Here is a 26,953-nt window from a genome sequence, read left to right as displayed (position 1 = left end):
CAGGAAGTGATTGTTGATTTCCTCAACGGTGACCCGGATCAGCCTGTCGTAACGGGACGGGCCTATCACGAAGATAATCCCTCGCCGGGTGACCTGCCGGCCACCCGGACAAAAATGACCATCCGCTCCAAAACCTATCAGGGCGACGGATTTAACGAGCTGACCTTTGACGATGCCACAGACCAGGAGCAGGTCTATATCCATGCGCAGAAGAACATGGATACCGAGGTGCTGAACAATCGCACCACCGATGTGAAGGTGGATCACAGCGAAACCATCGGCAACAACCAGAACATTACCGTGGGTCTGGGCCAGACGGTGACGGTGGGTAAGGAGAATGCAGGCGGCCACGATCAGAAAATCACCGTGGCGCATGACCGGCATGTCACGGTCGGGAACGATCAGCGCATCACGGTGCAGCACGATCATACGCAGGAAGTCACAAACGATCGCACCGTGCGCATTGGTCATGACACGTCGCTGAGCGTTGTGCGCAACAGAAGCGTGAGCGTTGAAGGGAAGCAGGAGCACCGCACCACAAAAGACCATATCAGCCTGGTCGGGGGTAAGCACAGCCTGGAAGTGAAAGGCGATATGGCGCAGAAGGTAGCCGGAGCGCTGGGGATCCGCGTTGAGGGCGATATTGTCCTCCAGAGTGACAGTAAGATCAGTCTGAAGGTGGGCGGCTCATTTGTGGTGATACACGCAGGAGGTGTGGATATCGGGGGATCGAAAATTAATCTTAACAGTGGGGGGAGTCCGGGTGATGCCATTCGGCCATTACAACTGACGAATCAGGATTCTGAAAAATATCATCTTCAATTTCATTTTTTTGATAAAAAACAAGAACCATATTCAAACATACGTTATATCGCATATTTTGTAGATGGAACTCAAATATATGGAGAGACAGATCAGAATGGGTATACCGAAATATTTACCCAAGATAACGATGAAGAAATTGCAATAAAACTTATCAATCCTGATTTTGATACATGTTGGGGAGAAGAAGAATGAGTGATAAAACACACGGTAAACCGTCAAAAGAAATGATAGTTTTTAAACAATGTAAAATAAATGATTTTGATGCAATGATAACAGAAACATTAGAGGCTCTGGATAAGGTATTAAATCAAAGAGAGAAAGATCTTAAAACTTGGGAAGACAAAGAAAAGAACGAATTCCAAACGATATCTGGTATATGGGGTGATGAATTTGTTCATATAAATATGCCTGTAAGAGGAGAGCAACATCTTGTTAAAATAAGCGCAAAGGGTGTGATGGAAGATTGTATTAGGCGAATTAGGTATGTGAAAAGTACAATGACCATTAAAAGTTTTATTAACAAAATTAATGAACCACGTGAAGTTAGTGCTAAAGTACCAGGGGAGCCACAGAAGGACTATAAGGTTGAAATTGGTATAAATTTTGTGGGGCGGAGAAAAAAAGACAGTAATGAAAAGAAACGCATATGCTCAAAACTTACCGGCCATGACTCTCGGGTGTCTACACTTTGCCACGAATTAAGCCATATACCCAAATTTTTTACAGACCCTAATGGTGGAGGAATGGGGACATCAGATTATGACTCTGAAGGAAATAAGCAATCGCCCTATCAAGAAGATAATGATGACTACAATGGGCATGTGAAAGGAGCTAATAAATTAATTACTGAAAATAAATTCGATCTTGTTTTTGACAATGCTTACAATATTGAAAGATACTTTGAAATAGAAATTAAAAACGAGTGAGGAATTATTTTTCATTATCCTTCGCAGATTAACTCTTTAAATCAAAAATATAAGATCCTTAATAAAATGAAGCGTTTCATTTATTTAAATAAACTTAACTTCAAAAAAATATTATTAATGATATTAGTTATACCAAACTGGTTATCAGCAAATGAATTATCCATTATCAAATACGGATATGGAATGAGAGGGTGGAATGGATATGAATATGAAAAAGCTCAACTACATCCCAAGCAATGGTACTTACCAAATTATCCTATAGTGCGTTTTAAATCATTGGAAGTTGCTAACACTAATGAGCAAGCGTTAAACGGTTTATATCTCTCATTATCGGTAAATAATAATAATAATAATGTACTTGCAACACTTTCCTTTAAGAATGAAAAATCTCACCCATATTTTATTCGGACAACATCTCTACCTTATATACCAACAGAAAATAAAGAAATCGCATCTGATATAAAACTATGTAGGATGCTTTTCTTTATATCCACGGCTAATATTTCATTAGATTATTTAGGAAGCAATTGCGATTATCGTAGTTCTTTTGAAAAAGATGACTGGTATAAACTTTCTCCGCATAGTGAAGTACATTTTCAAATAAAGCTTAACGAATATTATTATTTCATGCCTAATATTAAAATCTACAGCATCAGAACTACTGATTTCACCTTCGTAAAACAAGAATGGTTTATTGAACAAAATATAAATGAAAAAATTTTATCTTTGATTGGGGATGGAAATAACCCACATCAATATCATATACCACCACATTTACCACCGATAAAAAATAATTATATCTCGGAAAGTAACCAGTTAATAAAATTTATGGATAGATTTAATTTTAAGGGAATCAATAGTAATAATATCCTCATGGTTAAGTCCAATCAAGTTCATATAAAGATAGATGGAAAAAAAGTTAAATCATTATATTATAAGGATTAAATAAATATATTTTTTACAGCAATGAGAACACCTCATGATTTCTATCAAATCTGTCGACATCTACAAATAAAGCATTTGTTTTTTTATGACGATTATATTACAACCTGGAGAAAAACATGCCCACTGCAGCCAAGCTTAGCGATAAAGGTACTCAGCATGACGGTTATTACGAAACTGTCATCATCGCAGGTTCATCAACTGTATTTATTGACGGCTTACCAGCAGCTCGCCAGGGGGATCCGCTAACACCACACGCTAAACCCAAACACCCACCTCACCCCCGAAAAATAGCAGGCGGATCAGAAAGCGTCTTTATCGATGGTCTGCCAGCGGCAAGAACAGGAGATGCAGTTGAATGTGGTGGCGTAATAATCGGTAACAGTTCAGTCAATATTGGCTGACATATATTATAAATATACTCATAACAGCCCACGAAAATTAAGAACCAAGGATAACGCCTAATTGGTTCGCACGCTAAAAGTGTTCTTCGAATTCATTGATTTTTTCGCTCAATTATCTGCGGACTCGTTGTCCAAGCCGCTAACAGTTTCCTCTATACTAACCCAGGAGGTCCGATAGTCCAGTCAAGCCTCCATTTTTGCGCAGCAAATAATAAATGGTGTGGCGTCCCTGATGCCATATCACTGCTGGGCCTGTTTATTATTCTACCTGCTTAGCGACAGCTATTTTCAATGATAATGATGATCTTGTTAGGTGTGTTTGAATTCAATCATCACGTTATCCGGATTTAAGCCTGGGACGGGTCAACTGAATAAAAAAAGCCGGATCAGCTTATGCGCGATCCGGCTTTTCATCATTCATACCGGATCACGACGCTTACGTCTTATCCGGCCAGGGGTTTACGCGTTTTTCAACACTTCACTGACGATCTCAACAGCTTCTTTTTCGATCTGCTTGCGGTGTTCCTCACCCAGGAAGCTCTCGCAGTAGATTTTATAAGCGTCTTCCGTACCTGACGGACGCGCGGCAAACCAGCCGTTGTCAGTCATCACTTTCAGACCACCGATAGAAGCACCGTTGCCCGGTGCCGCCGTCAGACGTGCGGTGATAGGATCGCCCGCCAGCGTGCTGGCACTTACCATTTCCGGAGACAGCTTAGACAGCGCCGCTTTCTGCGCGGAGGTCGCGCTCGCCTGCAAACGGTTGTAGCTCGGCGCGCCGAAGCGAGCAGCCAGTTCGTTGTAGTGTTCTTGCGGATTCTTACCGGTCACAGCGGTAATTTCTGCCGCCAGCAGGCACATGATGATGCCATCTTTGTCGGTCGACCACGGTGTACCGTCGAAACGCAGGAAAGATGCGCCCGCACTCTCTTCACCACCAAAGCCAAAGCTGCCGTCGAACAGACCGTCAACAAACCATTTAAAACCGACCGGCACTTCCACCAGCTTACGGCCCAGATCGTTGACCACGCGGTCAATCATCGCCGAGGAAACCAGCGTCTTACCGACGGCAACATCTTTGCCCCATTGCGGACGGTGCTGGAACAGATAGTTGATCGCCACCGCCAGGTAGTGGTTCGGGTTCATCAGCCCTGCCGGGGTGACGATGCCGTGACGGTCGTAGTCCGGATCGTTGGCAAAGGCCAGATCGAACTTGTCACGCAGCGCCAGCAGACCCGCCATCGCGCATTCGGAGGAACAGTCCATACGGATAGCGCCATCTTTGTCGAGATGCATAAAACGGAAAGTCTGATCAACGTGGTCGTTAACGATAGTCAGGTTCAGGTTGTAGTGCTTCGCAATACGCTTCCAGTATTCGATACCGGAACCGCCCAGCGGATCGACACCCAAGGTCAGTCCGGCTTTCTGGATCGCCGCCATGTCGACGATGTCAGCCAGTCCTTCAACAAACGGCTGAACCAGGTCCTGCTCTTTCACATGACCCGATGCCAGCGCGGCGTCCAGCGACATACGCTTCACGCCTTGCAGACCGTCAGCCAACAGGGCGTTGGCCCTGTCTTCCACCACTTTGGTGACGTTGGTATCTGCCGGACCACCGTTTGGCGGGTTGTATTTAATGCCGCCGTCTTCCGGCGGGTTGTGGGACGGCGTGATCACAATGCCGTCAGCCAGCGGGCCGCCTTTTTTGTTGTGGACCAGGATGGCATTCGACACGGCAGGGGTTGGCGTAAAGCCGTTGTTTTCCTGCACGATGACGTCAACACCATTCGCCGCCAGCACTTCCAGCACAGAGATAAAAGCCGGTTCAGACAGCGCGTGGGTATCCTTGCCCACATAGCACGGGCCAGTAATCCCGTTTTTCGCACGTTCTTCAGCTATCGCCTGGGCGATAGCCAGAATATGCGGCTCGTTAAAACTATGACGACCTGCGCTGCCGCGATGCCCGGACGTACCGAACTTGACGGCGTGCTCAGCGTTCCCTGCCGTTGGTTTCAGTACATAGTACTGTGCCGTCAGTTGGGCGACGTTAATCAAATCACTCTGTTGCGCAGGTTGACCTGCACGGTTGTGGATTGCCATTGCCTAGTCCTTCTAATGCAAGGATTAAATTGTTCCGCAAACCTTTTCAATCAATTCCGCAGGGAATTGCATTGACTGCATGATGTGCTCCACCATGCTGCATTTACGGCCGGTGTTGGTATTGGTGATCACCCAGTACGGCGTGCCTGGCACGTGTTTCGGTTTGGTTTGATTACCATTTTTCAGCAGCGTCTGTTCATCTGCTGCAAAATAAACGCGCGTACGGCCATGCAACGAATCCGTTGCTTCGGCGAACGCGTTTTGATCCAGAGAATAGAGTGTAGACAGCACCAGCATAAAGCGATTTACTGCTTTCTTCTGTTCCGCATATTCATCGGACAACAGCAGTTCACGCATCGCGCGCACTTTATCTTTTACGGGGTTAACCGGCTTGGCTTCCACGACAGGTTGCACAGCGCGGACTTCTTTTACTACCGGAGTGACAGGCTGTGATGCGGCGGAAAATTTCAACATACGCCGTAAAATGTCGGATGCGCTCTCGCCGATATGCTTGGTGTGGCTGGCAATATAGCTATAGAGTTCATCATCAACTTCAATCGTTTTCATCTTAATCCAGTGCAGTGTTTAGCTGAATACAAGTTGTTGGGTTAACACGCGTAGTGTAAAGGCAAATCCCAACAGCGGATAGCGTCAAGCCTGGTGGCTGATAAAACTCGGAGTAACCGTAGTTGTTGCAGCCCTGTGGCAGAATGGTCAACATGATACCCTAACCCGTGAGTGTGAAAAAAAGAACTTTGCCATGAAATTGAATATCCGAGCGCAATCTGCGCAAAACCTGCACAATAATTCTCCCATCGTCCTGGTTCACGGCCTGTTTGGTAGTCTGGATAACCTGGGGATCCTGGCGCGCGATCTGGTGGCCGATCACGATATCATCCAGGTTGATATGCGAAATCATGGCCTCTCGCCCCGATCGCCTGAGATGAATTATGCGGCCATGGCGCAAGACCTGGTGGATACGCTGGACGATCAACAGATCGAAAAAGCGATCTTTATTGGTCACTCGATGGGGGGGAAAGCCGTCATGGCGTTAAGCGCGTTGGCCCCTGACCGTATCGATCGGATGGTGGCTATTGATATTGCGCCGGTTGACTATCATGTACGCCGTCATGATGAGATTTTTGCGGCAATCAATGCCGTAACCGATGCACAAGCGTCCTCACGCCAGCAGGCGGCAAGCGTCATGCGCCAGTATCTGCAAGAGGAAGGTGTTATCCAGTTTCTGCTGAAATCCTTTGTTGACGGCGAGTGGCGCTTTAACGTTCCCGTATTGTGGGATCAATATCCCCATATCGTTGGTTGGGAAACCGTCCCGGCGTGGGAGCACCCGGCATTGTTTATCCCAGGCGGTAACTCCCCTTATGTCACCGAAGCGTATCGCGGACAGCTGCTGGCACAATTCCCGCAGGCTCGGGCGCACGTAATTGCGGGCGCGGGGCATTGGGTACATGCGGAAAAACCTGAAGCAGTGCTGCGGGCCATTCGTCGTTATCTGAACGAGCAGGCTAACTGATTAAAAACTCAGCGTCCGTGCGCGATTACGCGCGTGGGCGTTGGCGTGCCTCCCCTGCTGATGTATTATGGCGCGCTATCCATCCGGGCAGACGCCTGGCTGATTGTTTCCCCGAAGTCACCAAGATCATGGCCAAAGAACAAACGGACCGTACGACATTAGATCTGTTCGCGCAGGAGCGTCGCCCGGGACGACCCAAAACTAATCCGCTCTCGCGTGATGAACAGTTACGTATAAATAAACGTAATCAGCTTAAACGTGACAAAGTTCGCGGGCTTAAGCGTGTCGAACTGAAACTGAACGCTGATGCCGTTGACGCGTTAAACGAGCTGGCCGAGGCGCGTAACATGAGTCGCAGTGAACTCATCGAAGAGATGCTGATGACCCAACTCACCGCATTGCGCGGTCAGGCATAGTCTGAATTTCTGCTCTAAATCATAAATCGTGTAGCACAGAGTGCAGTCCCGCGTGTTTGCTGTTTCCGCATGCCTGACTGTTCTGCTATGATTGCCCTTATCCGTGGGCAATGCGCCACCACCATTTCAATAAGTTTCAAGAGGTTATTTTACTCATGGCAATCACTGGCATCTTTTTCGGCAGCGACACCGGTAATACCGAAAACATCGCAAAAATGATTCAAAAACAGCTTGGTAAAGACGTTGCCGATGTACATGACATTGCAAAAAGCAGCAAAGAAGACCTGGAAGGGTATGACATTCTGCTGCTCGGCATTCCAACCTGGTACTACGGTGAAGCGCAGTGTGACTGGGACGATTTCTTCCCTACCCTCGAAGACATTGATTTTAACGGCAAACTGGTCGCACTGTTTGGCTGTGGCGACCAGGAAGATTACGCAGAATACTTCTGCGATGCGTTAGGCACCATTCGCGACATCATTGAGCCACGCGGCGCCACCATCGTCGGTCACTGGCCAACGGCGGGTTATCACTTTGAAGCGTCCAAAGGTCTGGCTGATGACGACCACTTTGTTGGTCTGGCTATTGATGAGGATCGCCAGCCGGAGCTGACCGCAGAACGCGTAGAAAAATGGGTTAAGCAGATCTCAGAAGAACTGCACCTCGACGAAATCATCAATGCCTGATTTCACGCGGCGTAGATCACCATCTGCGCCGCATCAATAGATAAAACCAATCAAAATAATTGCTACAAATTTGTAACTTTTTCGTCTGACCCTGTACAATGGCTGGATGCCAATCGGGTGTTGCACAGTGTGTTTGTCGGCGATACCACGTTTTGATTAACAATATATGCCAGAGACTTGCAGTTTTCATTTAACCATGGCAGTTCTATAATGATATGCAATTTCTCAAGTGCAATTTCTGTCACTTCTGTTAATGAAGTGAATCGTTTAGCTACAGGACAGATTCCGCATGACTGACAACAATACCGCATTAAAGAAGGCTGGCCTGAAAGTAACGCTTCCTCGTTTAAAAATTCTGGAAGTTCTTCAGGAACCGGATAACCATCACGTCAGTGCGGAAGACTTATACAAGCGCCTGATCGATATGGGTGAAGAAATTGGTCTGGCGACCGTGTATCGTGTGCTGAACCAGTTTGATGATGCCGGTATCGTGACCCGCCATAATTTTGAAGGTGGTAAATCCGTCTTCGAACTGACTCAACAGCATCACCACGATCACCTCATTTGCCTCGACTGCGGCAAAGTGGTCGAGTTCAGCGATGATTCCATTGAAGCGCGCCAGCGTGAGATTGCGGCTAAACATGGTATTCGCTTAACCAACCATAGCCTCTATCTTTACGGCCACTGCGCCGAAGGCGATTGCCGCGAAGATGAGCATGCGCACGACGGCAAATAATGTGACGCTTTCTGAAAAGCCAACCTTCCGGTTGGCTTTTTTTATGGGCTGAATTTGACCAGCACCCTCTTCCTTCTCCGTCAATGTTGCTTTAATGTAAAAATCAATTGCCCTTCCGGAGAGTTGAAATGGAACTTCGCCAGCTACGCTATTTTGTTCGCATTGTAGAAACCGGCAGCATGGGTAGCGCAGCGCTCGATCTTAATATCGGCGTTTCGGCGCTCAGTCAGCAAATGACGCGGCTCGAAAACGAACTTGCTATTCGCCTGCTACAACGCACCTCGCGAGGTGTGACACCCACCAGCGCCGGACTGGCTTTTTACTCCCAGGCGCAGCTGGCGCTCCGGCATGCAGACGATGCAATCCTCGCCGCTCGCGAGGCCCGACTTTCCGGGCATGTCAGCGTCGGTATGGCTCCCAGTACCGCTTCCGTTCTCGGCATGCCTTTTATTCACGCCATGCGGGAAAGCTATGCTGATGTTCGCCTGCACGTGGTGGAAAGTCTCTCTGGCAACCTGGAACGAATGATTAATACCCGCCAGATTGATCTGGCTATCGTGTTTCAAAAAGAAAAGATCCTGCGCTGGAGCGCCAGACCGATTCTTGAAGAACGGCTGTTTTTGATTGGGACCCATGCCCTATTGGCTGATATTGTCGACGACAATATTGCGCCTGCCCAACTGGCAAATATTCCATTGATCATGCCAAGCCCGGGACACGGTCTGCGCGGCAGGCTGGATGCCATCTGCCAGGAACACGCGCTAAATATTGAGATCGCTACTGAAATTGATGGTCTGGCGTTACTGATGCGCGCCGTACGCAGTGGCATTGGCGCCACTCTTCAGCCAGGCGCGGCGATCTCCCATCTCGATAAAGACACTCTAAGAGTGATCGGCGTCCATAATCCGATACTTAGCCGCCCTAACTTTCTGGTCAGTCTCTCTGACGATGAACTTACCCCGGCAGGCCTCGCCGCCCGTGTGGTGCTGACGAAAGTTATGCATCAACTGGTGGAAGCCGGAAGCTGGCCTGGCGCTACGCTTTACAATAACTAAAGCACTGTTTAGCGTCACGTCATAGCGCCCACACAGCCTGTACGTATACATTTCAATTACAAATTTAACAAATAGTTAAATGGTAATGGAGTATACGATGGTTGATGTTCTGGTGATTGGCGGTGGCAATGCCGCGTTGTGTGCTGCCTTGACCGCCCGCGAGCAAGGAGCTTCGGTACTCCTGCTCGAAGCGGCTCCCCGTGAATGGCGCGGAGGAAACTCCCAACACACACGTAATTTACGTTGTATGCATGACGCGCCGCAGGATGTGCTGGTGGAAAGCTATCCTGAAGAAGAATTCTGGCAGGATCTGTGGCGCGTCACAGAAGGGAATACCAACGAAGCGCTGGCGCGTCTGGTGATCCGTACCTCTTCACAATGCCGTGACTGGATGCGTCAGCACGGCGTTAACTTTCAGCCTCCTCTCTCCGGCGCTTTGCACGTGGCGCGAACCAATGCCTTTTTTATGGGCGGTGGAAAGGCCCTGGTAAATGCCTATTATCGCAGCGCAGAAAAGCTGGGCGTTCAAATTCGCTATAACACCCCCGTTCAGGCGCTTGAACTGCGTAATGGCGAGTTCGTGGCGGCGTTAGCAGGCGAAGAGCGCATCACCGCTAAGTCCTGCGTGCTTGCCGCTGGCGGGTTTGAGTCAAACCGCGAATGGCTGCGAGAAGCGTGGGGAGAGAACGAGCGCGGCGAATGGCCTGCGGATAACTTCCTGATTCGCGGCACGCGCTTTAACCAGGGCGTACTGCTCAAATTTATGATGGATGCCGGAGCCGACATTATCGGCGATCCCTCCCAGTCACACTGCGTGGCTATTGATGCCAGAGCACCATTATATGATGGCGGAATTTGCACCCGCGTGGACTGCGTCTCGCTGGGCATAATGGTAAACCGTGACGCAGATCGTTTTTATGATGAAGGCGAAGATTTCTGGCCGAAACGCTACGCCATCTGGGGGCGTCTGGTCGCGCAACAGCCAGGGCAGATTGGTTACTCCATCATCGACAGTAAAGCTATCGGCCACTTTATGCCTCCGGTCTTTCCCGGCGCGCAGGCCAATACGTTGGCAGAACTGGCCCTTCAGTTAGGACTGGATGCCGAACGCTTTACCCACACCGTGACGGAGTACAACAACGCCTGCCAGCCCGGCCAGTTCGACCATACCGTTCTGGATAACTGCACCACCAAAGATTTGCTACCCGCGAAAACGCACTGGGCGCGACCGCTGGACCAGCCGCCATACTACGGCTATGCCCTGCGGCCAGGGATCACTTTCACTTATCTTGGGTTAAAAGTGAACGAACGCGCCGCTGTGCATTTTGCCGGGCTTCCAAGCCGCAACCTGTTCGTCGCCGGAGAGATGATGGCGGGCAACGTTTTGGGTAAGGGCTACACCGCAGGCGTGGGGATGTCGATCGGCACGACCTTTGGCCGCATTGCCGGAAAAGAAGCCGCGCTAGCCGCACGTAAGGAGACTCGTCATGAAGCAGCTTGAGAAACTGATCATCGAAGCGCAAATTATCACCGAACCGGAAGCTGAAGTTGAACGTGTGATGCAAGTGTGCAATGCCTGTCGCTATTGTGAAGGCTTTTGCGCCGTATTCCCGGCCATGACGCAGCGTCTGGAATTCGGTAAAGCGGATATCAATTACCTGGCAAACTTGTGCCATAACTGCGGCGCTTGCCTGCACGCATGTCAGTATGCCCCGCCTCATGAATTTGCCATCAACGTACCGAAGGCGATGGCGGAAGTCCGGCTCGAAACCTATCAGCATTACGCGCAACCCGCCGCCTTTGGCGCGCTTTATCGTCGCGCAGGCGTCACCGTGACGCTGGCGCTGGTTTTCGGTCTGATCCTGTTTTTACTCCTCGCTATAGGTTTGAAAGGCTCACTATTCCATCCTCCGCTGGCCGGGGATTTCTATCAAATTTTCCCGCATAACCTGCTGGCCTGGATGTTTGGTTCGGTGTTTATTCTGGCGATCGGTTTGTTGATGGCCGGCGTGATCCGCTTCTGGCGCGAGATCTCTCCGGGTATGCCGCGTTCCGCCGAGATTGCTGAAGCCTCACACGATGCGCTGACGCTGAAATATCTCGATGGTGGCCACGGCAAAGGTTGTAACGAAGCGGATGATGCTTTCACCCTGATGCGCCGCCGTTTCCACCACTTTACCTTCTACGGTTTTATGCTCTGCTTTGCCGCCACCGTGGTGGCAACGGGCTATCACTACTTTGCAGGTATAGAAGCGCCCTACCCGTTCTTCAGCGTGCCGGTGATGCTGGGCACGTTGGGCGGCATTGGTCTGGTTGTCGGCCCGGCGGGCTTGCTATGGCTGAATCTTAAGCGTTCACCGCTGCATGGCGACGCCCGGCAAAAACCGATGGATCGCGGTTTTATTTTGCTGCTGCTGCTGACCAGTTTGACTGGTCTGGCGCTGCTGGCGGGAAGGGACACTTCATGGATGGCTATTTTACTGGCCATTCATCTCGGCGTGGTCATGGCGCTTTTTCTGACCATTCCTTACGGAAAATTTGCCCACGGATTTTACCGCTGCGCAGCCTTACTCAAGTGGGCGATTGAGAAAAGGCGCGGCAAACAAGCGGGGGTCACAGGCGACTAACCCGCAAACTCTTACCTCTATAAATATTATGATAAGACAGTGGAGCAACCCTAATGACACAACAACCATCGCGCGCTGGAACTTTCGGCGCAATACTGCGGGTAACCAGCGGTAATTTTCTCGAACAGTTCGACTTTTTTCTGTTCGGGTTTTACGCCACCTATATCGCAAAGACGTTCTTCCCCGCGGAGAGTGAATTTGCCGGGCTCATGTTGACCTTTGCGGTTTTCGGTTCGGGTTTTTTAATGCGGCCCGTTGGCGCAATCGTGCTGGGTGCTTACATCGACAGAATTGGACGCCGTAAAGGACTGATGGTGACGCTGGCGATCATGGGCTGCGGTACCCTGCTGATTGCCCTGGTTCCCGGTTATCAAAGCATTGGCCTGCTGGCCCCTGTGCTGGTATTAGTCGGTCGATTATTGCAAGGCTTCTCTGCGGGCGTAGAGCTGGGAGGCGTTTCGGTTTATCTCTCTGAAATCGCCACGCCTGGTAATAAAGGTTTCTACACCAGTTGGCAGTCCGCCAGCCAACAGGTCGCCATTGTGGTGGCGGCGCTGATTGGCTACGCTCTGAATGCCACACTGGGGCACGATGAGATCTCTGAATGGGGCTGGCGCATTCCGTTCTTTATTGGTTGCATGATTATTCCGTTGATCTTCGTCCTGCGCCGTTCGCTTCAGGAGACAGACGCATTTTTACAACGTACGCACCGTCCCGACACCAGGGAAATTTTCACCACTATCATCAAAAACTGGCGTCTGATCGCTGCGGGTACGCTGCTGGTAGCGATGACCACCACGACGTTTTACTTTATTACCGTCTACACCCCAACCTACGGCAGGGCCGTACTCCACCTGAGCGCGCGCGATAGCCTGGTAGTCACCATGCTGGTCGGTATTTCTAACTTTATTTGGCTGCCGATTGGCGGAGCGATATCTGACCGAATTGGTCGTCGTCCGGTATTGATGGGGATTACTGTACTCGCACTGCTTACCACCTGGCCGGTAATGCACTGGCTCACCGCCGCGCCAGACTTCATGCGCATGACGCTGGTCCTGCTTTGGTTCTCGTTCTTTTTTGGCATGTACAACGGGGCAATGGTCGCGGCACTCACCGAGGTGATGCCTGTCTATGTCCGTACGGTGGGCTTTTCACTGGCATTCAGTCTTGCCACGGCGATTTTTGGCGGCCTTACACCAGTCATATCCACGGCGCTGGTCCAGCTAACCGGGGATAAAAGCTCACCGGGATGGTGGCTGATGTGCGCAGCGCTTTGTGGACTCGCCGCCACGGCAATGCTGTTTGTCCGACTGAGTCGGGGCTATCAACCAGTGGAACATAAGCTCTGAAAAGCAAACGGGCGGAAAACTCTCCGCCCGTTGTCATTTTCTTTTCTCGAATTACTGCGCAGCATTCTTGCTACGTATTTCCTGCCAGACCTTGTCGCAATCAGCATTAACGGACTGATCGTTACCCGTGCGCGTGGCCTGGATACACTGCTGATAATCCAGTACGCGTACGCTTTCTTCATTAGCAAACTGCTGGTGCTGCTTTTCTTTCTTCAACACATTCAGCACGCTTTGGCAGGCTTCAATTTTCTCCGGCGATCCTTGCGCGGTGTTAATACACGCGCTGTAGGCTTCTTTCAGGCGACTGTCTTCTTTCGGCGAAGGGGATTGCGCACAAGCCACCAGCCCTGATGCCATAATGGCGATGAGTATCAGTTTTTTCATAGCACTTTCCTCAACGGAGCGGCAGACGTCTGGTCTGCCGCTGTTGGCATTAGAAGATGGTGAACGGAGCAATAACTATGAACTTCACGTCGCGTTCATCCTGGAAGATGTTGCCGTAACCACCGCCCCAGCTCGGAATGTCGGAATGGTTGTCGTACTGGGTGAAGTGCAGTTTGAACATAGTGCCTTTCGCACGACCGTCCTGCAGGGTATAGACCGCATCCAGGCTGTAAGAAGACTCTTCGATAGTCCGGTTTTTGTCGTAGTACGCATCCGGATTGAGCTGCCAGGTAGATGGCTTGGCATCCCAGGCGTAAACGTAGGACGCACCGACTGCCCAACCCGGCAGGTTCCAGTTCTTCAGGTCATACATTGCACCGAAGAAGACGGCCTTTTCGCCGTTGGCGTTGAAGTCAGAACGGTTGTCCCACCAGATATCCAGACGACCGTTTGATGAGGCGTAGGTCGGGGTCATACGCTGCAGGAAGTAACCCTGCTGCCCGTCTGCTTTAACCCAGGTCCCTTCCAGGCGCAGGTCAACCACTTCCGCCACTTTGTAGCCGAAGGTTAACGCCTGCAACCAGGCCGTGCCATCATAAATATCGTTTACTGTGCGATCATCAACTTTGTCGCGCGCGCCATAGAACTGATAGCTGGTGGTAAACGGGTTACCGCCTAAATCGAATTTGTAGCTGGCTTTCGCGAAGTATTGATCGACGTAGCCTTCGGACTGACCAAATGCCGCTTCCAGCAACAGGTTATTTTTGAAGTCATATTTCGCGCCGATTGAGTGCAGGTAATCTACGCTGGTCTTTTTATCGGCCTGATAAAATTTATCGACTTCGGTGTGCCACGGCGCTTTATATTCGTTGGCCCACATATAGGAGAAGCTCAGTGCGCCAGCATCACCATAGTCGAAGTTGGCACCAGCTTCGGCACCCTGATAGGTACCAGGCATAAAGCTCCAGTGCGGAGCCAATAGCGTCTGTCCGGTTGGTTGAATGTAACCGGCGCGCGCCCAGGTTGGGCCGTATTTAAATTTGGCCGCTGCTTTATAAAGGCTAATTCCGCTCTTGTCGCCGGAGTAATCTTCGTCATAGCCTTTATTTTTTGAAGAGAATGCGATTTCGTTTGGATGGCCGCTTTCGCTACTTTCGTTCATTTCAATCGCGGTGAATGCTGCGATATCAATACCAAACATATCGGCCGCATAACCGGACTGGAAGTCGAGGTTAGCGTTCCAGGTCGAGTGAGAAAGGTTGGTTTTGTATTTGTCATGATCGGTGACATCTTTACGGTCACGTTCACGCTGCCAGTAATAGATGCCGCCGGTTAAAGTGGAGTCATCAATGAAACCTTCGGCGTGAGCCTGGGGAGCGACAACGAAACCCGACATTGCTGTGATACCGGCGATAGCCAGCGCCAGCGTACTACGTTTGCCACTAAACGTACGCATATGTTAATCCTCTTTGACATAAAAATGCTGCCGATAAAAGCGGTCAGCGAAAAAACAAAAATTAAAAAAGTAGCGCCAAGAAAACCTCAGTGACTACAATGAATAGACTATTTTTCGCGACGCGAATTATCAATCTCTTTCTGTAACGAGTATGTAATAGTATGAGCAACCGCACATATTTCATTGCTTTCTGTTACATTTTCATCGAGAGATAAAAAAGCGTTGAAAAAATGAAAAAATCGCTTGTTTTCCATGAGGATGAAATCGGTTTCAGCCCATCTCATATTGAGGTAAGTTATTTAAACGTAAAAACATTCAGCCGTTTTATTATTACAGACATGTAATTAATTCGCTCCGCAAACGGAGCCTGTCACACGTTTTTTTGGCATAAAAAAACGCCGCATGATGCGGCGTTTAGACAAGATGTGTTGCGGCTTATTCGCCCGCTTTAGCCCACGTATCACGCAGACCAACGGTGCGGTTAAACACCAGCTTATCAGCCGTAGCGTAACGGCTGTCGAGGCAGAAATAGCCTTCGCGTTCAAACTGGAACGCTTTGCCTGCAACCGCGGCCTGCAGTGATGGCTCGCCGTAGCCGTGTTTAATCACCAGTGATTCCGGGTTAATCACGGACAGGAAGTCCTCTGCCGCACCAGGGTTCGGTACGCTAAACAGACGATCGTACAGGCGGATTTCAATCGGCAACGCATGAGCCGCGCTGACCCAGTGAATAACACCTTTTACTTTACGACCATCGGCCGGATCTTTGCTCAGAGTGTCGACATCGTAGGTGCAGAAAATGGTGGTGATATTCCCTTGCGCATCTTTCTCTACACGCTCGGCCTTGATCACGTAAGCATTACGCAGACGTACTTCTTTACCCATCACCAGACGCTTGTACTGCTTGTTCGCTTCTTCGCGGAAGTCAGCGCGATCGATCCAGATTTCAGCGCTAAACGGCACTTCACGGCTGCCCATTTCCGGTTTATTCGGATGATTAGGCATGGTCACCATTTCGCTCTCGCCCTGTGGGTAGTTTTCGATAACCAGCTTCACCGGATCGATAACCGCCATCGCGCGCGGCGCGTTTTCGTTCAGATCTTCACGAATACAGGATTCCAGCGAGGCGATCTCAATGGTGTTATCCTGCTTGGTCACGCCAATGCGTTTGCAGAACTCACGGATCGCGGCAGCGGTGTAACCACGACGACGCAGACCAGAAATCGTCGGCATACGCGGATCGTCCCAGCCCTCTACGTGCTTGTCGGTAACCAGCAGGTTCAGCTTACGCTTGGACATCACGGTATATTCCAGATTCAGGCGCGAGAATTCGTACTGGCGCGGATGAACCGGAATGGTGATGTTGTCCAGCACCCAGTCGTACAGACGACGGTTATCCTGGAATTCCAGCGTACACAGTGAATGCGTAATGCCTTCCAGCGCATCGCTGATGCAGTGGGTAAAGTCGTACATCGGGTAGATGCACCACTTGTTGCCGGTCTGGTGGTGTTCAGCGAACTTAATACGGTACAGCACCGGATCGCGCATCACGATAAACGGCGACGCCATATCGATTTTCGCACGCAGGCAGGCTTTACCTTCTTCAAAGCCACCAGTACGCATTTTTTCGAACAGCGCGAGGTTCTCTTCGACGCTACGATCGCGGAACGGGCTGTTTTTACCCGGCTGAGTCAGCGTGCCACGGTATTCGCGGATTTCGTCTGCTGACAGTTCGTCAACATACGCCAGACCTTTATTGATAAGTTCTACCGCATAGGCGTGAAGCTGATCGAAGTAATCAGACGAGTAGCGAATGTCGCCAGTCCAGTGGAAACCTAACCATTCAACGTCGTTTTTAATCGACTCAACGTACTCGATATCTTCTTTAACCGGGTTCGTATCATCAAAACGCAGGTTGCACTGGCCCTGGTAATCCTGCGCAATACCAAAGTTCAGACAAATGGATTTCGCGTGGCCAATGTGCAGATAGCCATTTGGCTCCGGCGGAAAACGGGTATGGATCGTGGTGTGCTTACCACTGGCCAGATCTTCATCGATGATCTGACGAATAAAGTTACTCGGGCGGGCTTCAGCCTCACTCATCGTGGATTCCTCAAAGCGTAAACAACGTATAACGGAACATGATCTTATAAGCGACGTCAGGAGACAACTATTAGTTGCACAAAAAAGGTGTTTCAACAGGATATATGAGGGCATTTGCTGCAAAAAAAAGCGGCGGAGGAATATCCCCCGCCGCTTAAGGCATTTAACTCACTTTACTCAGGAGCAGTTATTTACCTTTAATCTCATACAGTGGTGTCTGACCGGCAACCACATGACCTTCAGCTTTAATGACCAGAGCGCCGAAGTCATCGCTGTTGCTGCACACAACCGGGCTAATCATGGAACGTGCATTGGCGTTCAGGAAATCCAGATCCATTTCCAGAATCGGTTGGCCCGCAGTCACTTCCGCACCTTCTTCAACCAGGCGCTTAAAGCCTTTACCTTCCAGCGCTACGGTATCGATACCCATATGGACGACGATTTCCGCACCTTTAACAGTTTCCAGACAGAACGCATGGTTGGTGTTGAAGATTTTCACGATGGTGCCCGCAGCCGGAGCAACCACGATTTTATCCGTTGGTTTCACCGCCACGCCGTCGCCTACTGCTTTGCTGGCGAAGGCTTCATCAGGAACCTGCTCCAGAGCAACGACGTCACCGGTAATCGGAGAAACCAGCGCTTCAACGGTGACTGCGTTCGCGACAGCCTGCGGTTTTGCAACCGGGGCCGCTGCTACTGGCGCGCTTTCAGCAGACGCTGCCGCAACCGGGCCACGCGCCACAACTTTCTTCATTTCGTCGCCAATGGATTCCGCTTTCGCACCCACGATGACCTGGATGGTTTGCTTATTCAGCTTAACGACACCCGATGCGCCTAAACGTTTACACATCGCATCGTTTACGCGACCAGAGTCGGCCACGGTCAGACGCAGACGGGTGATACAGGCGTCAATCGCTTTCAGGTTATCGGTACCGCCAACCGCAGCAATGTAGTTGGTTGCCAGTTGAGCCAGACCTTCTTCAGTGTTGCTGTTCGCTTCTTCTGTAACGATATCGTCTTCTTTATCTTCGCGGCCCGGCGTTTTCAGGTTAAACATACGAATAACCGCGCTGAACAACACAAAGTAGATAACGAAGAAGACCAGACCCATCGCAACCAGCATCCAGACGTTCTTACTTGCTGCCGGCAGGTTGTACATCAACACGTAGTCGATAGCACCTGCGGAGAAGGAGAAGCCCGCGTGGATCCCCAGCAGCGTCGCAACGAACAGGCTGATGCCGGTTAACAGTGCGTGCAGGAGATACAGCAGTGGTGCCAGGAACATGAACAGGAATTCCAGCGGCTCAGTAACACCGGTCAGGAACGCGGTGATCGCAACGGACAGCAGCATGCCGCCAACCATCGGACGACGCGCTTTCGGAGCCGCGAAGTACATCGCCAGCGCCGCACCCGGCAGACCAAACATCATGATCGGGAAGAAACCAGACATGAACATACCCGCAGTGCCGTCACCCGCGTAGAAGCGGTTGATATCACCGTGGAATACGGTACCTGCAGCGTTAGTAAATTCGCCAATCTGGAACCAGGCAATGGTGTTCAGAACCTGATGCAGACCGGTTGGGATCAGCAGACGGTTGATGAAACCAAAGATGCCGGAACCCAGCGCGCCAGCGCCTACGATCCACTCACCACCCGCATGGATGGCGTTCTGCACCGGCGGCCACACGTAGCCGAAGATAGCAGCCAGCACCAGACAGAAGAAGCCAGTGGCGATCGGCACGAAGCGTTTGCCGCCAAAGAAGCTCAGGAAGTCAGGTAGTTTGATACCAGACCAACGGTTATACACCGCACCGCCGACCAGACCGGTGATGATACCCGCCAGCACACCCATGTTGATGGCAGGGTTAATGGTAACCATTGCTTTGGTCAATATGAAATAACCAACCGCACCCGCCAGCGCTGCCGCACCCGCGCTGTCTTTTGACCAGCTGGAAGCCACACCGATAGCGAAAATCAGCGCCAGGTTATCAAAGATAGCCCCGCCCGCTTGCGCGATGAAAGGTACGTTTAGTAAATCTGGTTGGCCGAATCGCAGCAACAGTGCCGCGACTGGCAGCACAGCGATGGGGAGCTGTAACGCCCTACCCAGCCGCTGGAAAAAACCTAAAATATTCATTTTATTCCCCCTACGAGACCCCGATTAGGCTTCTTTGAAGCCATATTTTTATTGTGCGACCATTCCTGACAGCAAGATTCTGGATCAACGATATTAACCATTCATCTACATTCAGAGTGTGTGAAAATTTAATTCGTATCGCAAATTAAACGCGTGTTTTTTGTGATTCCAGTCACCAAATATCGTTATTAAGCCTCCCTTCCACTGGCTAACTACGAAAACTTATTTTATCATTCAAAAAATCGAAACGGATTGATCCTTACCGATGCAAAACCAGGTTACGCTTAATACTGCACAGAGACTCAATCCGCCAATTGCTTACATTTACTTTTGAGGTGAAGAATGAGACTGATCCCCCTGAATACCGCTGAACAAGTCGGCAAATGGGCTGCTCGCCATATCGTTAACCGTATTAACGCGTTCAAACCAACGGCAGATCGCCCGTTCGTTCTGGGCCTGCCGACGGGCGGTACCCCGCTGACAGCTTATAAAGCATTGGTTGAAATGCACAAAGCGGGCCAGGTGAGCTTCAAGCATGTTGTTACTTTCAATATGGACGAATATGTTGGCCTGCCGAAAGAACATCCGGAAAGCTATCACAGCTTCATGCATCGTAACTTCTTTGATCACGTTGATATTCCAGCAGAAAACATCAACCTCCTCAATGGTAACGCGCCGGATATTGATGCAGAATGCCGTCAGTATGAAGAAAAAATCCGTTCTTACGGTAAAATCCACCTGTTTATGGGCGGTGTAGGCAACGATGGTCACATCGCGTTCAACGAACCAGCCTCCTCTTTGGCTTCCCGTACCCGCATCAAAACGCTGACTCACGACACACGTGTTGCTAACTCACGCTTCTTTGACGGCGACGTAAGCCAGGTGCCTAAATATGCCCTGACCGTGGGCGTGGGCACCCTGTTGGATGCCGAAGAGGTGATGATCCTGGTACTGGGTCATCAGAAGGCGCAGGCGCTGCAAGCCGCCGTTGAAGGCAACGTTAACCACATGTGGACCATCAGCTGTCTGCAGCTGCATCCAAAAGCCGTTGTGGTATGCGATGAGCCTTCCACCATGGAACTGAAAGTGAAAACGCTGAAATACTTTAACGAGTTAGAAGCGGAAAATATTAAAGGTCTGTAATTGATGTCTCCGCCCTGTCGATAAGTTGCAGGGCGGCATTTTTTGAAATCGGGGGTCGGAATGTATGCTTTAACCCAGGGCCGGATTTTTACCGGTCACGAAATTCTTGATGACCATGCGATTGTTGTCGCCAATGGCCTGATTGACAGCGTTTGCCCACTGGCTGAGTTACCGTCAGGAATTGAACAGCGCTCACTGAATGGGGCCATTATTTCCCCCGGTTTTATCGATGTACAGCTAAACGGCTGCGGCGGCGTACAGTTTAACGATACGGCAGAAGCCGTGACCGTTGAAACACTGGAAATCATGCAGAAAGCCAATGAAAAATCAGGCTGCACCAACTATCTGCCTACGCTTATCACCACCAGCGACGACCTGATGAAACAAGGCGTTCGCGTCATGCGTGAATACCTGGCGAAGCACCCGAATCAGGCATTAGGGCTTCATCTGGAAGGTCCGTGGCTGAATCTGGTGAAAAAAGGCACCCATAATCCGGGATTTGTCCGTCAACCGGACGCTGCGTTGGTTGATTTCCTGTGCGATAATGCTGACGTGATAACCAAAGTCACGCTGGCACCAGAAATGGTCCCTGTAGAGGTCATCACCAAACTGGTAAATGCAGGTATTGTGGTTTCCGCCGGTCACTCAAATGCGACGGTAAAAGAGGCCAAAATCGGCTTCCGCGCAGGGATTAGCTTCGCAACGCATCTGTTTAACGCCATGCCTTATATAACGGGCCGTGAACCTGGCCTGGCGGGCGCTATTCTTGATGAAGCCGATATTTATTGCGGTATCATCGCTGATGGTCTGCATGTTGACTACGTCAATATCCGTAATGCCAAGCGCCTGAAAGGCGACAAGCTGTGCCTGGTTACCGACGCGACCGCGCCGGCAGGTGCAAATATTGAACAGTTCATTTTCGCTGGTAAAACAATATACTACCGGAATGGATTGTGCGTTGATGAGAACGGGACATTGAGCGGTTCATCATTAACCATGATTGAAGGCGTACGCAATCTGGTCGAACATGCGAATATCGCTCTCGACGAAGTGTTACGCATGGCAACGCTCTACCCTGCTCGCGCTATTGGCGTCGACAAACGACTCGGCAGCATCGCGCCAGGCAAAGTAGCCAACCTGACTGCGTTCACGCACGACTTTAAAATCATCAAGACCATCGTTAATGGCAACGAGGTCGTTACTGAGTAAGAGAAAGAATGACACCAGGCGGACAAGCTCAAATAGGTAATGTTGATCTCGTAAAACAGCTTAACAGCGCGGCGGTTTATCGCCTGATTGACCAGCATGGGCCAATCTCGCGCATTCAGATTGCCGAGCAAAGCCAGCTTGCCCCCGCCAGCGTAACCAAAATTACGCGTCAGTTGATTGAACGCGGGCTGATCAAAGAAGTCGATCAGCAGGCCTCCACCGGGGGCCGCCGCGCTATCTCAATCGTCACCGAAACTCGCAATTTCCACGCCATTGGCGTACGTCTGGGTCGTCACGACACCACGCTCACGCTCTATGATATGAGCAGTAAAGTGGTCGCCGAAGAGCATTACCCTCTCCCGGAGCGCACCCAGGAAACGCTGGAGTATGCGCTACTCAACACCATTGCCACTTTTATTGACAGCTGCCAGCGGAAAATCCGCGAGCTGATTGCGATTTCCGTCATCCTGCCCGGTCTGGTTGATCCTGAAAGCGGCGTTATTCGCTATATGCCGCACATTCAGGTCGAAAACTGGGGGCTGGTCGAAGCGCTCGAAAAACGCTTTAAGGTGACTTGCTTTGTCGGTCACGATATCCGCAGCCTGGCGCTGGCCGAGCACTATTTCGGGGCAAGCCAGGATTGCGAAGACTCCATTTTGGTGCGTGTTCACCGCGGTACCGGGGCGGGTATTATTTCCAATGGCCGAATTTTTATCGGTCGCAATGGCAACGTGGGGGAGATTGGTCATATTCAGGTAGAGCCACTGGGTGAGCGCTGTCACTGCGGTAACTTCGGCTGTCTGGAAACCATTGCCGCCAATGCGTCTATCGAACACCGCGTGCAAAACTTACTGAAACAGGGTTATCCCAGCCGACTCACGCTGGATGATTGCAGCATTAAAGCTATCTGTAAGGCGGCGAATAAGGGCGATAACCTGGCGGCAGAAGTCATTGAACACGTTGGTCGCCACTTGGGTAAAACCATTGCCATCGCCATCAACCTGTTTAACCCACAAAAAATCGTCATTGCAGGCGAAATTACTGAGGCGGATAAAGTGCTGCTGCCTGCAATAGAAAGCTGTATCAACACGCAGGCGTTGAAAGCGTTTCGTCACAATTTACCGGTGGTGCGTTCCACGCTGGATCACCGTTCCGCCATTGGCGCCTTTGCGCTGGTGAAGCGTGCGATGCTCAACGGGACATTGCTGCAACGTTTGCTGGAAAACTAATGCTCTCATATAGTAGTGGATTATTTTCATACTCATAACGAATTCCCTGGGTTGTTCATGACCATTAAGAATGTAATTTGTGATATCGACGGCGTGCTGATGCACGACAATGTTGCCGTACCGGGTGCGGCAGAATTTCTGACCGGGATCCTGGAAAAAGGCCTGCCGTTAGTTCTGCTGACTAACTATCCTTCACAGACCGGGCAAGATCTGGCAAACCGCTTCGCCACCGCGGGTGTGAATGTCCCCGATAGCGTCTTTTATACTTCCGCCATGGCTACCGCTGATTTCCTTCGTCGTCAGGAAGGGAAAAAGGCCTACGTGGTAGGTGAAGGCGCATTAATTCATGAGCTATATAAAGCCGGGTTTACCATTACCGACGTGAACCCCGATTTTGTGATTGTTGGCGAGACGCGCTCCTACAACTGGGACATGATGCATAAAGCGGCATATTTTGTCGCTAACGGCGCGCGTTTCATCGCCACAAACCCGGATACTCACGGCCGCGGCTTTTATCCCGCCTGCGGTGCACTGTGCGCCGGTATCGAGAAAATCTCTGGTCGTAAGCCGTTTTATGTCGGTAAACCCAGCCCGTGGATTATTCGCGCGGCGCTCAACAAAATGCAGGCGCACTCGGAAGAGACCGTTATCGTTGGCGATAACCTGCGTACCGATATTCTGGCAGGATTCCAGGCCGGTCTGGAAACCATTCTGGTATTGTCTGGCGTCTCAACGCTTGACGACATCGACAGCATGCCGTTCAGACCGAGCTGGATTTACCCGTCCGTTGCTGAAATAGACGTCATTTAATCTCTTTAGCCGGATAACAACATCTGCAAGTTATCCGGCCTGAAAAATACATCCATTCAATAAAATCACCACTTCACTGTTGATTCATTAATAATAGCGCTCATTACATAATCTTTTTTCATCAATCAGCAATGACCATTGCGTTTTTTATTTTCCGCACCGTAATTCGCTTGCGCCCTCTCCCGCTTTGCGGCATTTTCTTTATCAAGCAAACATAAAAAGCATTACGCAACAGGTTAACGGAGAAGGTTATGTGTTCTATTTTTGGCGTATTCGATATTAAAACTGACGCAGTTGAACTGCGTAAAAAAGCCCTGGAATTGTCTCGTCTGATGCGCCATCGCGGCCCGGATTGGTCAGGTATTTACGCCAGTGATAACGCCATTCTGGCGCACGAACGTCTGTCCATCGTCGACGTCAATGCCGGCGCTCAGCCGCTGTATAACGTGAAAAAAACGCATATCCTGGCTGTTAACGGTGAAATTTATAACCATCAGGCGCTGCGAGCGGAATATGGCGATCGCTATCAGTTCCAGACGGGTTCAGACTGCGAAGTTATCCTCGCGCTGTATCAGGAAAAAGGCCCAGAGTTCCTGGATGACCTGCAAGGCATGTTTGCTTTTGCCCTGTACGACAGCGAACAGGACGCTTATCTGATTGGTCGCGATCATATCGGGATCATCCCTCTGTATATGGGTTACGACGAACACGGTAACTTCTACGTCGCGTCTGAAATGAAAGCCCTGGTTCCGGTATGCCGCACGATCAAAGAATTCCCGGCCGGTAGCTATTTGTGGAGTAAGGACGGCGAAATTCGTCAGTACTATCAGCGCGACTGGTTTGAATACGATGCGGTCAAAGACAACGTGACCGATAAAAACGAGCTGCGTCAGGCGCTGGAAGATGCAGTGAAAAGCCACCTGATGTCAGATGTTCCTTATGGTGTGCTGCTGTCCGGTGGTCTGGATTCATCCGTCATTTCCGCGATTACGAAAAAATACGCGGCGCGCCGTGTTGAAGATCAGGAACGTAGCGAAGCCTGGTGGCCACAGTTACACTCCTTCGCCGTCGGACTGGAAGGCGCACCGGATCTGAAAGCCGCGCAAGAGGTAGCGAACCATCTGGGGACCGTGCACCATGAGATCCACTTCACCGTGCAGGAAGGTCTGGATGCTATCCGTGACGTGATTTATCACATCGAAACTTACGATGTCACAACGATCCGCGCATCGACGCCAATGTACTTAATGTCGCGTAAAATTAAAGCGATGGGCATTAAAATGGTGCTGTCGGGTGAAGGCTCTGACGAAGTATTCGGCGGCTATCTCTATTTCCACAAAGCGCCAGACGCGAAAGAGCTGCATGAAGAAACCGTGCGTAAGCTGCAGGCGCTGCATATGTTCGACTGCGCCCGCGCCAACAAAGCGATGTCTGCCTGGGGTGTGGAAGCTCGCGTGCCCTTCCTGGATAAGAAATTCCTTGATGTGGCAATGCGCATCAACCCGCAGGATAAAATGTGCGGCAACGGCAAAATGGAAAAACATGTGCTGCGCGAATGTTTTGAATCTTACCTGCCTGCCAGCGTCGCATGGCGTCAGAAAGAGCAGTTCTCTGATGGTGTCGGTTACAGCTGGATTGATACCTTGAAAGAGGTGGCTGCTGAGCAAGTTTCTGACCAACAACTGGAAACCGCCAGCTTCCGTTTCCCTTACAACACGCCATCGTCTAAAGAAGCGTATTTGTACCGTGAGATTTTTGAAGAATTGTTCCCGGTTGCCAGCGCGGCGGAATGTGTGCCTGGCGGGCCATCAGTAGCCTGTTCTTCTGCCAAAGCGATTGAATGGGATGAAGCGTTTAAAACCATGAACGATCCCTCTGGCCGTGCAGTTGGCGTACATCAGTCCGCTTATAAATAAGTTAATCCTTAGAAAAGGGCCCTGCGGGGCTCTTTTTTTATGTCTTTTTCTGTGCAAAAAAACAATTAATAACTAATAATTGCCGAATATTGCGCCATGCTGTTCGCAACCTAACCAAACAGTCACATTCCAGCTATTTTCAATGAAAAAGGGGTTGACGCTTCAAGGCTCAATACGCATAATGCGCCCCGCAACGCCGATAAGGTTACGCGAAAAAAAGATGGCTACGTAGCTCAGCTGGTTAGAGCACATCACTCATAATGATGGGGTCACAGGTTCGAATCCCGTCGTAGCCACCATCTTTTTTGCGGGAGTGGCGAAATTGGTAGACGCACCAGATTTAGGTTCTGGCGCCGCAAGGTGTGCGAGTTCAAGTCTCGCCTCCCGCACCATTCACCCGTAAGCGTTGCACGGATGGGGTATCGCCAAGCGGTAAGGCACCGGTTTTTGATACCGGCATTCCCTGGTTCGAATCCAGGTACCCCAGCCATTTTTTTCTTCGATATAGCGGTTCACCGCAACGGTCATTGGGGTATCGCCAAGCGGTAAGGCACCGGTTTTTGATACCGGCATTCCCTGGTTCGAATCCAGGTACCCCAGCCATTTTTTTCTTCGATATAGCGGTTCACCGCAACGGTCATTGGGGTATCGCCAAGCGGTAAGGCACCGGTTTTTGATACCGGCATTCCCTGGTTCGAATCCAGGTACCCCAGCCATTTTTTTCTTCGATATAGCGGTTCACCGCAACGGTCATTGGGGTATCGCCAAGCGGTAAGGCACCGGTTTTTGATACCGGCATTCCCTGGTTCGAATCCAGGTACCCCAGCCATTTTTTTCTTCGATATAGCGGTTCACCGCAACGGTCATTGGGGTATCGCCAAGCGGTAAGGCTCTGGTTTCTGATACCAGCATTCCGAGGTTCGAATCCTCGTACCCCAGCCAATTTCAAAAGTCGTCCACATTGTG

At 50.4% G+C, this 26,953-nt stretch carries 23 protein-coding genes and 7 tRNA genes; 24 read left to right on the top strand and 6 right to left on the bottom strand.

Annotated features, from left to right (window positions below):
• From FDW92_RS19225 to FDW92_RS19210, 4 genes are all read left to right on the top strand, one after another.
• The coding region (locus tag FDW92_RS19225; RefSeq protein WP_137400680.1) for a type VI secretion system tip protein VgrG at window positions 1–1,017 on the top strand (1,017 nt) is incomplete at its 5' end.
• A complete protein-coding gene (locus FDW92_RS19220; RefSeq protein ID WP_052511193.1) occupies window positions 1,014–1,751 on the top strand; it encodes a hypothetical protein in 738 nt (245 codons plus the stop codon). The genes FDW92_RS19225 and FDW92_RS19220, both read left to right, overlap by 4 nt.
• Before the next feature lie 66 nt (window positions 1,752–1,817).
• Entirely contained in the window at window positions 1,818–2,696 is an 879-nt protein-coding gene (locus FDW92_RS19215) for a hypothetical protein (RefSeq protein WP_137400679.1), read from the top strand.
• Window positions 2,697–2,812: 116 nt separating this feature from the next.
• Window positions 2,813–3,097, top strand: coding sequence for a type VI secretion system PAAR protein (locus tag FDW92_RS19210; protein ID WP_042309765.1), 285 nt, complete (start codon window positions 2,813–2,815; stop codon window positions 3,095–3,097).
• Window positions 3,098–3,556: 459 nt separating this feature from the next.
• On the opposite strand, the gene pgm is transcribed toward FDW92_RS19210, so the two are convergent.
• The gene (gene pgm / locus FDW92_RS19205; RefSeq protein ID WP_016152262.1) at window positions 3,557–5,197 is read right to left on the bottom strand and encodes a phosphoglucomutase (alpha-D-glucose-1,6-bisphosphate-dependent); all 1,641 of its coding nucleotides are present in this window, start codon (window positions 5,195–5,197) and stop codon (window positions 3,557–3,559) included.
• A gap of 24 nt (window positions 5,198–5,221) precedes the next feature.
• A complete protein-coding gene (gene seqA / locus FDW92_RS19200) occupies window positions 5,222–5,764 on the bottom strand; it encodes a replication initiation negative regulator SeqA (RefSeq protein WP_042309768.1) in 543 nt (180 codons plus the stop codon).
• Between the two features lie 193 nt (window positions 5,765–5,957).
• Between seqA and ybfF the strand changes: the two genes are divergently transcribed.
• From ybfF to FDW92_RS19155, 8 genes are all read left to right on the top strand, one after another.
• Entirely contained in the window at window positions 5,958–6,731 is a 774-nt protein-coding gene (gene ybfF, locus FDW92_RS19195; protein WP_042309770.1) for an esterase, read from the top strand.
• A gap of 128 nt (window positions 6,732–6,859) precedes the next feature.
• On the top strand, window positions 6,860–7,147 hold the full coding sequence (gene ybfE, locus FDW92_RS19190; RefSeq protein WP_042310165.1) for a LexA regulated protein: 288 nt from the start codon (window positions 6,860–6,862) through the stop codon (window positions 7,145–7,147).
• Window positions 7,148–7,302: 155 nt separating this feature from the next.
• Complete coding sequence (gene fldA / locus FDW92_RS19185; RefSeq protein WP_003022839.1) at window positions 7,303–7,833, top strand: flavodoxin FldA; 531 nt, start codon at window positions 7,303–7,305, stop codon at window positions 7,831–7,833.
• Window positions 7,834–8,122: 289 nt separating this feature from the next.
• Window positions 8,123–8,569: a ferric iron uptake transcriptional regulator gene (gene fur / locus FDW92_RS19175; RefSeq protein WP_003022836.1), complete on the top strand. Its 447-nt coding sequence runs from the start codon at window positions 8,123–8,125 to the stop codon at window positions 8,567–8,569.
• A 128-nt stretch (window positions 8,570–8,697) separates the two neighbouring features.
• A complete protein-coding gene (gene tcuR / locus FDW92_RS19170; protein WP_042309772.1) occupies window positions 8,698–9,624 on the top strand; it encodes a tricarballylate utilization LysR family transcriptional regulator TcuR in 927 nt (308 codons plus the stop codon).
• A gap of 97 nt (window positions 9,625–9,721) precedes the next feature.
• Window positions 9,722–11,125 carry an FAD-dependent tricarballylate dehydrogenase TcuA gene (gene tcuA / locus FDW92_RS19165; protein ID WP_042309774.1) on the top strand — a complete coding sequence of 468 codons (1,404 nt, stop codon included), beginning with the start codon at window positions 9,722–9,724 and terminating at the stop codon, window positions 11,123–11,125.
• Window positions 11,112–12,251, top strand: coding sequence for a tricarballylate utilization 4Fe-4S protein TcuB (tcuB, locus tag FDW92_RS19160; RefSeq protein WP_042309776.1), 1,140 nt, complete (start codon window positions 11,112–11,114; stop codon window positions 12,249–12,251). The genes tcuA and tcuB overlap by 14 nt, the downstream gene beginning before the upstream one ends.
• 53 nt (window positions 12,252–12,304) lie before the next feature.
• Complete coding sequence (locus tag FDW92_RS19155; RefSeq protein WP_038638812.1) at window positions 12,305–13,600, top strand: MFS transporter; 1,296 nt, start codon at window positions 12,305–12,307, stop codon at window positions 13,598–13,600.
• A 51-nt stretch (window positions 13,601–13,651) separates the two neighbouring features.
• Here FDW92_RS19155 and chiQ read toward each other — a convergent pair whose 3' ends face one another.
• The 4 genes from chiQ to nagE form a co-directional block, all read right to left on the bottom strand.
• Window positions 13,652–13,984, bottom strand: coding sequence for a ChiQ/YbfN family lipoprotein (gene chiQ, locus FDW92_RS19150; protein ID WP_038638809.1), 333 nt, complete (start codon window positions 13,982–13,984; stop codon window positions 13,652–13,654).
• 49 nt (window positions 13,985–14,033) lie between these two features.
• The gene (chiP, locus tag FDW92_RS19145; protein WP_038638807.1) at window positions 14,034–15,440 is read right to left on the bottom strand and encodes a chitoporin; all 1,407 of its coding nucleotides are present in this window, start codon (window positions 15,438–15,440) and stop codon (window positions 14,034–14,036) included.
• A gap of 435 nt (window positions 15,441–15,875) precedes the next feature.
• Entirely contained in the window at window positions 15,876–17,543 is a 1,668-nt protein-coding gene (gene glnS, locus FDW92_RS19135) for a glutamine--tRNA ligase (protein ID WP_042309780.1), read from the bottom strand.
• Window positions 17,544–17,730: 187 nt separating this feature from the next.
• Window positions 17,731–19,680 (bottom strand): PTS N-acetyl glucosamine transporter subunit IIABC, encoded by a 1,950-nt coding sequence (gene nagE / locus FDW92_RS19130; protein WP_042309782.1) that lies wholly within the window; start codon window positions 19,678–19,680, stop codon window positions 17,731–17,733.
• A gap of 342 nt (window positions 19,681–20,022) precedes the next feature.
• On the opposite strand from nagE, the gene nagB reads away from it, so the two are divergent.
• The 12 genes from nagB (at window position 20,023) to FDW92_RS19070 (ending at window position 26,929) form a co-directional block, all read left to right on the top strand.
• Entirely contained in the window at window positions 20,023–20,823 is an 801-nt protein-coding gene (gene nagB / locus FDW92_RS19125) for a glucosamine-6-phosphate deaminase (RefSeq protein ID WP_003022803.1), read from the top strand.
• Between the two features lie 60 nt (window positions 20,824–20,883).
• Entirely contained in the window at window positions 20,884–22,032 is a 1,149-nt protein-coding gene (gene nagA, locus FDW92_RS19120) for an N-acetylglucosamine-6-phosphate deacetylase (protein ID WP_042309784.1), read from the top strand.
• Between the two features lie 8 nt (window positions 22,033–22,040).
• Window positions 22,041–23,261, top strand: a complete 1,221-nt coding sequence (locus FDW92_RS19115) for an N-acetylglucosamine repressor (protein ID WP_042309787.1) — start codon at window positions 22,041–22,043, stop codon at window positions 23,259–23,261.
• 57 nt (window positions 23,262–23,318) lie between these two features.
• On the top strand, window positions 23,319–24,071 hold the full coding sequence (gene nagD, locus FDW92_RS19110; RefSeq protein ID WP_038638796.1) for a ribonucleotide monophosphatase NagD: 753 nt from the start codon (window positions 23,319–23,321) through the stop codon (window positions 24,069–24,071).
• A gap of 251 nt (window positions 24,072–24,322) precedes the next feature.
• Window positions 24,323–25,987: an asparagine synthase B gene (gene asnB, locus FDW92_RS19105; RefSeq protein ID WP_003835552.1), complete on the top strand. Its 1,665-nt coding sequence runs from the start codon at window positions 24,323–24,325 to the stop codon at window positions 25,985–25,987.
• A gap of 222 nt (window positions 25,988–26,209) precedes the next feature.
• Window positions 26,210–26,286 (top strand) — tRNA-Met (locus tag FDW92_RS19100).
• Between the two features lie 8 nt (window positions 26,287–26,294).
• A tRNA-Leu gene (locus FDW92_RS19095) sits at window positions 26,295–26,379 on the top strand.
• A gap of 23 nt (window positions 26,380–26,402) precedes the next feature.
• Window positions 26,403–26,477, top strand: a tRNA-Gln gene (locus FDW92_RS19090).
• A 38-nt stretch (window positions 26,478–26,515) separates the two neighbouring features.
• Window positions 26,516–26,590: transfer RNA gene (locus FDW92_RS19085), tRNA-Gln, on the top strand.
• Window positions 26,591–26,628: 38 nt separating this feature from the next.
• Window positions 26,629–26,703: transfer RNA gene (locus FDW92_RS19080), tRNA-Gln, on the top strand.
• A 38-nt stretch (window positions 26,704–26,741) separates the two neighbouring features.
• Window positions 26,742–26,816 (top strand) — tRNA-Gln (locus tag FDW92_RS19075).
• 38 nt (window positions 26,817–26,854) lie between these two features.
• Window positions 26,855–26,929 (top strand) — tRNA-Gln (locus FDW92_RS19070).
• Window positions 26,930–26,953 lie beyond the last annotated feature (24 nt).

This window comes from Citrobacter sp. wls706, assembly GCF_005281305.1.
GTDB classification, from domain to species: Bacteria; Pseudomonadota; Gammaproteobacteria; order Enterobacterales; family Enterobacteriaceae; genus Citrobacter; species Citrobacter werkmanii.
This window is presented reverse-complemented; position numbering and strand designations above follow the sequence as displayed.

Bases quoted from the DNA above. Each gene is read 5' to 3' on its own strand.
- FDW92_RS19220 (WP_052511193.1), top strand. From the start codon at position 1,014: ATGAGTGATAAAACACACGGTAAACCGTCAAAAGAAATGATAGTTTTT.
- FDW92_RS19215 (WP_137400679.1), top strand. From the start codon at position 1,818: ATGAAGCGTTTCATTTATTTAAATAAACTTAACTTCAAAAAAATATTA.
- FDW92_RS19210 (WP_042309765.1), top strand. From the start codon at position 2,813: ATGCCCACTGCAGCCAAGCTTAGCGATAAAGGTACTCAGCATGACGGT.
- pgm (WP_016152262.1), bottom strand. From the start codon at position 5,197: ATGGCAATCCACAACCGTGCAGGTCAACCTGCGCAACAGAGTGATTTG.
- seqA (WP_042309768.1), bottom strand. From the start codon at position 5,764: ATGAAAACGATTGAAGTTGATGATGAACTCTATAGCTATATTGCCAGC.
- ybfF (WP_042309770.1), top strand. From the start codon at position 5,958: ATGAAATTGAATATCCGAGCGCAATCTGCGCAAAACCTGCACAATAAT.
- ybfE (WP_042310165.1), top strand. From the start codon at position 6,860: ATGGCCAAAGAACAAACGGACCGTACGACATTAGATCTGTTCGCGCAG.
- fldA (WP_003022839.1), top strand. From the start codon at position 7,303: ATGGCAATCACTGGCATCTTTTTCGGCAGCGACACCGGTAATACCGAA.
- fur (WP_003022836.1), top strand. From the start codon at position 8,123: ATGACTGACAACAATACCGCATTAAAGAAGGCTGGCCTGAAAGTAACG.
- tcuR (WP_042309772.1), top strand. From the start codon at position 8,698: ATGGAACTTCGCCAGCTACGCTATTTTGTTCGCATTGTAGAAACCGGC.
- tcuA (WP_042309774.1), top strand. From the start codon at position 9,722: ATGGTTGATGTTCTGGTGATTGGCGGTGGCAATGCCGCGTTGTGTGCT.
- tcuB (WP_042309776.1), top strand. From the start codon at position 11,112: ATGAAGCAGCTTGAGAAACTGATCATCGAAGCGCAAATTATCACCGAA.
- FDW92_RS19155 (WP_038638812.1), top strand. From the start codon at position 12,305: ATGACACAACAACCATCGCGCGCTGGAACTTTCGGCGCAATACTGCGG.
- chiQ (WP_038638809.1), bottom strand. From the start codon at position 13,984: ATGAAAAAACTGATACTCATCGCCATTATGGCATCAGGGCTGGTGGCT.
- chiP (WP_038638807.1), bottom strand. From the start codon at position 15,440: ATGCGTACGTTTAGTGGCAAACGTAGTACGCTGGCGCTGGCTATCGCC.
- glnS (WP_042309780.1), bottom strand. From the start codon at position 17,543: ATGAGTGAGGCTGAAGCCCGCCCGAGTAACTTTATTCGTCAGATCATC.
- nagE (WP_042309782.1), bottom strand. From the start codon at position 19,680: ATGAATATTTTAGGTTTTTTCCAGCGGCTGGGTAGGGCGTTACAGCTC.
- nagB (WP_003022803.1), top strand. From the start codon at position 20,023: ATGAGACTGATCCCCCTGAATACCGCTGAACAAGTCGGCAAATGGGCT.
- nagA (WP_042309784.1), top strand. From the start codon at position 20,884: ATGTATGCTTTAACCCAGGGCCGGATTTTTACCGGTCACGAAATTCTT.
- FDW92_RS19115 (WP_042309787.1), top strand. From the start codon at position 22,041: ATGACACCAGGCGGACAAGCTCAAATAGGTAATGTTGATCTCGTAAAA.
- nagD (WP_038638796.1), top strand. From the start codon at position 23,319: ATGACCATTAAGAATGTAATTTGTGATATCGACGGCGTGCTGATGCAC.
- asnB (WP_003835552.1), top strand. From the start codon at position 24,323: ATGTGTTCTATTTTTGGCGTATTCGATATTAAAACTGACGCAGTTGAA.